The organism is Thiothrix sp. UBA5583 (genome assembly GCA_002425225.1).
GTDB lineage: Bacteria > Pseudomonadota > Gammaproteobacteria > Thiotrichales > Thiotrichaceae > Thiothrix > Thiothrix moscowensis.
In genome coordinates this window covers 23,136-29,441 of record DILV01000006.1, presented here as the reverse complement: position 1 = coordinate 29,441, position 6,306 = coordinate 23,136, and the positions used below count along the sequence as shown (strand labels likewise).

General features: G+C 57.7%; 7 protein-coding genes and 1 pseudogene. 7 read left to right on the top strand and 1 reads right to left on the bottom strand.

The window, feature by feature from the left end; genetic code table 11:
- From B2U47_RS01285 to B2U47_RS01255, 7 genes and pseudogenes are all read left to right on the top strand, one after another.
- A pseudogene (locus B2U47_RS01285) lies at nucleotides 1-470 on the top strand (hypothetical protein); the annotation flags it as partial.
- The gene (locus B2U47_RS01280; protein WP_296681388.1) at nucleotides 467-1,378 is read left to right on the top strand and encodes a DUF58 domain-containing protein; all 912 of its coding nucleotides are present in this window, start codon (nucleotides 467-469) and stop codon (nucleotides 1,376-1,378) included. The pseudogene B2U47_RS01285 and the gene B2U47_RS01280, both read left to right, overlap by 4 nt.
- Nucleotides 1,375-1,737, top strand: a complete 363-nt coding sequence (locus B2U47_RS01275) for a DUF4381 family protein (protein WP_296681386.1) — start codon at nucleotides 1,375-1,377, stop codon at nucleotides 1,735-1,737. The genes B2U47_RS01280 and B2U47_RS01275 overlap by 4 nt, the downstream gene beginning before the upstream one ends.
- A gap of 155 nt (nucleotides 1,738-1,892) precedes the next feature.
- Nucleotides 1,893-2,741, top strand: a complete 849-nt coding sequence (locus B2U47_RS01270; RefSeq protein WP_296681385.1) for a VWA domain-containing protein — start codon at nucleotides 1,893-1,895, stop codon at nucleotides 2,739-2,741.
- Nucleotides 2,717-3,748 carry a vWA domain-containing protein gene (locus B2U47_RS01265; protein ID WP_296688206.1) on the top strand — a complete coding sequence of 344 codons (1,032 nt, stop codon included), beginning with the start codon at nucleotides 2,717-2,719 and terminating at the stop codon, nucleotides 3,746-3,748. The genes B2U47_RS01270 and B2U47_RS01265 overlap by 25 nt, the downstream gene beginning before the upstream one ends.
- Nucleotides 3,735-4,448 carry a tetratricopeptide repeat protein gene (locus B2U47_RS01260; protein WP_296681382.1) on the top strand — a complete coding sequence of 238 codons (714 nt, stop codon included), beginning with the start codon at nucleotides 3,735-3,737 and terminating at the stop codon, nucleotides 4,446-4,448. Before B2U47_RS01265 ends, B2U47_RS01260 begins: the two co-directional genes overlap by 14 nt.
- The gene (locus B2U47_RS01255) at nucleotides 4,442-5,452 is read left to right on the top strand and encodes a hypothetical protein (RefSeq protein WP_296681380.1); all 1,011 of its coding nucleotides are present in this window, start codon (nucleotides 4,442-4,444) and stop codon (nucleotides 5,450-5,452) included. The genes B2U47_RS01260 and B2U47_RS01255 overlap by 7 nt, the downstream gene beginning before the upstream one ends.
- Before the next feature lie 160 nt (nucleotides 5,453-5,612).
- On the opposite strand, the gene narI is transcribed toward B2U47_RS01255, so the two are convergent.
- Entirely contained in the window at nucleotides 5,613-6,305 is a 693-nt protein-coding gene (gene narI / locus B2U47_RS01250) for a respiratory nitrate reductase subunit gamma (protein ID WP_296681379.1), read from the bottom strand.
- Nucleotide 6,306 lies beyond the last annotated feature (1 nt).

Sequence of the window (6,306 nt, the reverse complement as noted above, 5' to 3'; positions counted from 1 at the left end):
ACGGGAAATCCCAAAGAGCCAAAACGTTTGCAGGCTATGGTGATAGTTTTCCCTGTGTCGTGATTTTGGTATGTGACCTGGATAACAATGACCTGTCAACGTTTGTAGGGCAGTTGAATGGTATTCTGAATGCTTGCGACCCTAAACCTGTTACCCGGTTTTGTCTTGCTATCGAAGAAGGGGAGGCGTGGTTTTTAGGCGACATTCCGGCTATCAAAATGGCGTACCCCAAGGCAGTGGATGCTGTTCTGAATAGTTACGAAAATGATTCCATCTGCGGTACATGGGAAACCCTCGCCAATGCAGTTTATCCAGGTGGGTCACGTGCCTTGGTCGCCAAAGGTTGGCAAGCCGCCGGAGCAGAAAAGTCCACTTGGGCGGAAAAGATTACACCTTATATGGACGTTGCCAAGAATGCATCCCTCAGTTTCAATGAGTTTAAAGTTGAACTGGAAGCTTTGGCTAAATGACCAGTTTCCCTTTCCTCACCGAAACCGAATTACAGGCGTTATACCAACGCGCCCGCAGTGCCGCCGCTGACACTTCCCTGCAAAACCTGCAGGAACAACGCCAAGCCGGTGACGTAGCCTCACGCTATCGTGGTGCTGGGCTGGATTACGCCGAAAGCCGCCCCTACCAACCCGGCGACGAACCGCGCTTCATGCACTGGAGCGTCACCGCCCGCACGGGCAAAGCGCACGTCAAACAGTTCCACGAAGAACGCCGCCCCGCCGTTTTCATCCTGCTGGATCGGCGCAAAGCCATGCGCTTCGGCACACGGGTATGCCTCAAAGCTGCGCAAGCCGCCCGTGTTGCTGCCCTTGCCGCTTTCGCCGCCAGCCAACAAGGCTGGGCAGTCTCCGGTGTGATTTTGGAAGCGCAACCGCACTGGTTTCCTGCGTCCACCGATACCCATGCCGTGTGGGAATTTGTGCGCCAGTGCGCAGCAACTTGCCCACCGTTACCGCCGACGGCTGAACCCACCTTGGCAAATATATTGCCACTCATCAATGCGCAACTGGTGCGCGGCACACACGTCTATTTGCTGAGTGATTTTGCCGATCTGGACACAGCTTGTGAGGCGCATATCCTGCAATTTCGCCAGCATCACCCGCTGTTCACGGTGCAAGTGCTGGACAGTGCCGAATGCGAATTGCCCACCGCCGGACGTTTGAACCTGCAAGGGCTGGACGGTGTTACCCACCGCGTTAATCTGGCTGATCCCATCTTGCGTGAACAGTTTCGCCAGCAAGCAGCGGCGTTGCATGAGGGGCAAGCGCAACGGTTACGCGGCTGGGGTTGCCATTACACCCAACTCCTCGCGGACGTGGATGCACCCGAATTGGCAGTACCATTGCCACACGGGATGGGGACATGAATACCGTATTGCACGACCTCGAACTACCACCAGAACCGTTACCGGTCATCCTATGGTGGCTGGCAGCAGTCGTGGTCATTTTGTTGTTGGCAGGCTTGTTTGGGTATTGGCGCAAACGTCAACATCCCGTTGTGAGGGCTTTGCACAAGCTGGCAAGGCTACCGGATGATCCTGCCAATCTGCCACAACTGGCTGCGATAATGCGTGAAGCTCTTGCTACCTCCCCTGATAAGGGGAGGGCTGTGGAGGGGTTTCGTTCTCAACTCGACCACGCCCGCTTCGCTCCCACACCCTGCACCCCGGAAACCTTCGCCACCCTCAAACGCGAAGCCTGCACCCTGCTGGAGCAAGCCCGATGAACATCGACTGGCTTACCCCGTATCTGGCAATAATCCCACTACTAGCAGCAATCCCTTTGCTCTTCCTCCCTGCCCCCCTTGCGGGGGGCGAAGCGCCGCGATTGAGCGGCTGGGACGGGTCGGGGAAGGGGGGCTTTCTTCATCCTCTAGCCCACTTGCTACCCACAACTCCCGAACCCCAATGGCAACGCCACCTGCAACACGCCATCTTCGCATGGCTGTGGCTCTGTCTAACCCTCGCCATCGCCCAACCCGTGCAACGCGGCGCAAAACTCCCCGACCTGCCGCCCGAACGCGACATCCTGCTGCTGGTTGACGTATCCATCAGCATGACCCTCACCGACTACGAACTCGATGGACAAAAACGCAGCCGCATGGAAGTCCTCAAAACCCTGCTGCACGATTTCGCCAACCGTTTGCAAGGCGAACGTCTCGGCATGATCGTGTTCGCCGAGAACCCCTACCTACTCGTGCCGCTGACCCGCGACCCGACACTGGTGCAACGCCAACTGCAACGCCTCACCCCAACGTTGGCAGGGCGCGTCAGTGCCGTCGGCGATGCCATTACCCTCGCGCTCAAGGAAGCAGGCAAACAGCCGCAACGCAAACCCATTTTCGTGCTGTTCACCGATGCCGACGAATCCATCGGGCGCGTTGACCCCGAAGCTGCCGCCGCCCTCGCCGCTGAAAGCAAGATTCCGCTGTATACCATCGCTATCGGTTCAACGGCCGCCACGATGGAAGGCGATACCGGCGGTTTAGCCTACCAACCCGTCAACCTTGCCCTGCTACAAACCCTCTCGCAACGCACGGGCGCGAAAACCTACCAAGCCGGTGATGCGCAGGCCGTCGAACAAGCCCTTGTCGACATTACCCGCCAGCACCAAAACGCAGCGGAACAAACCCCGCGCTACCAACAGCAACCGCTGTACCACTGGCTACTCATCGCAGGCTTATTGCCGCTGCTGCTGTGGCAACTATGGCAACGGCGGGCAAACGCATGAACCTGTGGCAAACCCTACACTGGCGTGAACCCCTGTGGTTGTTGCTGGCACTGTTCCCGTTACTTCTTGCCGTATGGGGGTATTTCCAGCAGCGTCGCCAAGCGCAAACCTACGCCGACCCGCACCTATTGCCGTGGGTGCAAGTGACCACCAGCCAACGCGGTTGGCGCAAATGGCTGTCACCGCAAACGCTGTGGGCGATTGCATGGGTACTGTTCGCCATCAGCCTTGCCGGGCCGCGCATCCCGCAAACCCAGCCCGATGACCTGCACCCTGCCCAATTTGACGTACTGGTGGTGCTGGACATTTCGCGCTCGATGCAAGCCACCGACCTTGCCCCCAACCGCCTGCAACGTGCCGCGCTGGAGTTGCACGAATTCCTCAGCCTCGCCCACGGCAGCCGCGTCGGCATTGTGGTGTATGGCGCACGCCCGCACCTGTTCGCACCGCTGACCAACGATGCCAACGCCGTGCGCTTTTACCTGCAACATCTAGAATCGCTGGTGTTGCCGACACACGGCACTGACCACGCCGCCGCGCTTGGTTTCGCCCAGCAAGAACTCGCGGCGCGGGAACAAGCCTTGCCCGCCGCGCTGCTGTGGATAACCGATGGCGATATTCCCACCGACCAGCACGCCGCCTTGCAAACCCGTGTGCAAGCCCTGCAAGCAGCGGGCATTCCACTCTACAGCCTTGGGATTGGCACGGAAGACGGCGAAGCCATCCCGCTCCCCGGTGGTCTGTGGCTGGAACATGACGGGCAAGCAGTGCGTTCGCGGCTGGATAGCACCCTGCTGCAAAGCCTGACGGCGCAAGCGGACGGGGCGTACAGCGCGGTGAAAGACGATGCCAGCGATTGGGAAACATTGTATACCAACGGTATTGCACAAGCCTTTCCTGCCACCGCCGCCGATGCGCAACAGTGGCGGGAGTTGTACGTGTGGGTGTTGTTGCTGGGGATGGCGTGTTTGTGGTTGGCAGTGTGGAGGCGGCATGATGAAAACTAAGTTACTGCTTATGGCATTGCTGTTGCCGATGTATTCGTATGCTGACGAAGTTGATTTAACCAACGGCATTGCCGCCTACCGAGCCGAACACTATGACACCGCCACCCAACACTTCTCCGCCGCCGTCTTCGCTGCCACCTCCGACACCGAACGCGCCCGCGCTCTGCACAACCTCGGCAACAGCTATTTCCAGCAAGGCGATTACGCTGCCGCCGCACAAGTGTTCCGCGACGCCCTCACTTATCGCCCTGCACACCCTGCTACCCAACAAAACCTCGACCTTGCTACCGAAGTCCAAACCGAACTCGAACGCCGCCGCGAAGCTGCCAATCGCGCCACCGCCGACAACGCCAGCACCGGCGCACGCCGCGAACGCAACACCAACGCGCTCGACTGGGATCAAGCCAGCACCCTCACCCTAGGCGAAGGCAAAGATGCACCTGCAAACGCCCCACCGCCCGCTTTACCCTCAGAATTCAATCAACTGGTCGAAAAAGGTATGGCAAGACTGGCAGAGACGGGCGCAAACGACCCGCAAACATGGCGTAAAAGCCAACAATCGCTCGATGATGCCCGCATTGCCCTGCAACAACTTGACGATGATCCCGCTGCTTTATGGAAACGTCTGTTTGAAGTCGAAGAAGGCTATCCCGCGCCCCAAACCCAACCCAACGCATTACCGGGAGTGTTGCCGTGGTAGCCGATTTGCCGTGGACAATCCAGCTCGAAGACGCGCAAGTTTGGCAACGCGAACGCACCACCTTGACCGTAGAAGTGCAATCCACCGACCGTTTCGCCACCCTCGAAGCCAGTTTGCCGCGTATTGAAGGGGTAGATGTGCAAGCCCTGCCAGCCACCAACGAGGCAAGTGTTGACGGCAAGCGTATCTTGCGCCTGACTTGGCAACTGAGCGCACATACACCCGGCAAGCAAACCCTTCAGCTTCCCCTTATCCGCTACCACCTCAACGGGCGCGATGCCGCGCAATGGCAACCGCCGCCACAAACGCTGGAGGTGCAAGCCTTGCCGCCATATTTGCCGCCGACCCTCCCCGTCGGCAATGTGCAAATCGACTCCCACATCGAACCCAACGGCGTGTTGCAACCGGGGCATTTGGCGTATTGGCACATCCGTTTGCACAGCGATACGGTGAACACGGCGCAATTCCCACCAATCCTCAAACAGATGCGCAGCAGCGGGGTGGAATTATTCCCGGCGAAAGTCGCCAAACCTGCTGATGACAACGGGCAATACCGACTCGATTATCACATTCCCTTCAAGCCGCACAGCAACGGACGGCTGGATTTGCCCACCTTGCAATGGCATTGGTTTGATCCTGACACCGCTCGTCTGGAACAGGTGCAATACACGCCGCCACGCCCGTGGGTATTGGGTTGGATTGGGCGTGGTGTCATGGGTGTGTTTAGCCTGCTGGCGGTGTTGGCTGGTGTGTGGTTTGGCGTAAAGCTGGTGGGAAAGCACTGGCGGCAATGGCGCAGCAAACAGCGTCTGTTGCAAGCATTACAAGCACTGGATTCCCCGCAACAGGTACGCAACGCCATGCGTGACTGTGCGACTGCCCACGGGTGGGCGGAAAATCTCAGCGTGGCGCAGTGGTTAGGCTGTTGGGAACAGCATTACGGTATCGCGGATAACGTGCGCCGTCAGCTACAGGCGATGGAACGCATACGGTTTGCAACATGAGGCTATTGCCTCCCGGTCATCGAAGTCAATCAATCCTTTGCCCATCACTTTCACCTCTTGCTATTAAAAACGGGCGGTATTGCTACCGCCCGCAACCCCTGACTAGCGGCTTACATCCAGTCAGTTTCGGAGGGTCTAACCAAACTTTTCTTTTTGAAAATCACAGGCGACGTTTGGTACGCACCACCTGATAAGCACGAAACAGGTATGGGATAGGGGCACTCCATACGTGAACCAAACGGGTGAACGGGAAGAATAAGAACACGGACATCCCGAAGAACACATGAACCTTGTAAACCGTATCCACATTGCGGATCAGTTCCGGCTCAGGTTGCAAAATCAGGATGCTGCGAATCCATTCCCCCAGCAGCAACATGGTACTGACATCGCCTTCCACCGCATGACCAATGGACAAGGGAATGGTCAGCAAACCAAAGCAAGCGGTAATCACCAACCAGCCAAGGATATTGATGTCCATCCAGCGGCTGGCAGCGCGGACACGCGGGTTAAACATCCGCCGATGCCACAGCATTGCCCCACCAGTGACCACTGCACCGCCAAACGCCAAACCAGCGAGAATCGCAATCCACTGGTGTGCAAGGTCAGAGATGCCCAACCCCACCCACAAGCCGTGCGGCATTACCATCCCCGCGACGTGACCGAGGAAAATGCCCAGAATCCCGACGTGGAACAAATTGCTCATCAAGCGCATATTCTGTTTGGACAACAACTGGCTGGAGTCACTTTTCCAGGTGTATTGCTCATGGTCAAAACGTATCCAGCTTCCCAGCAGGAATACGATAGTGGCGATGTAAGGGAATACCCCGTACACAAATGTATGTAAATCAAACATG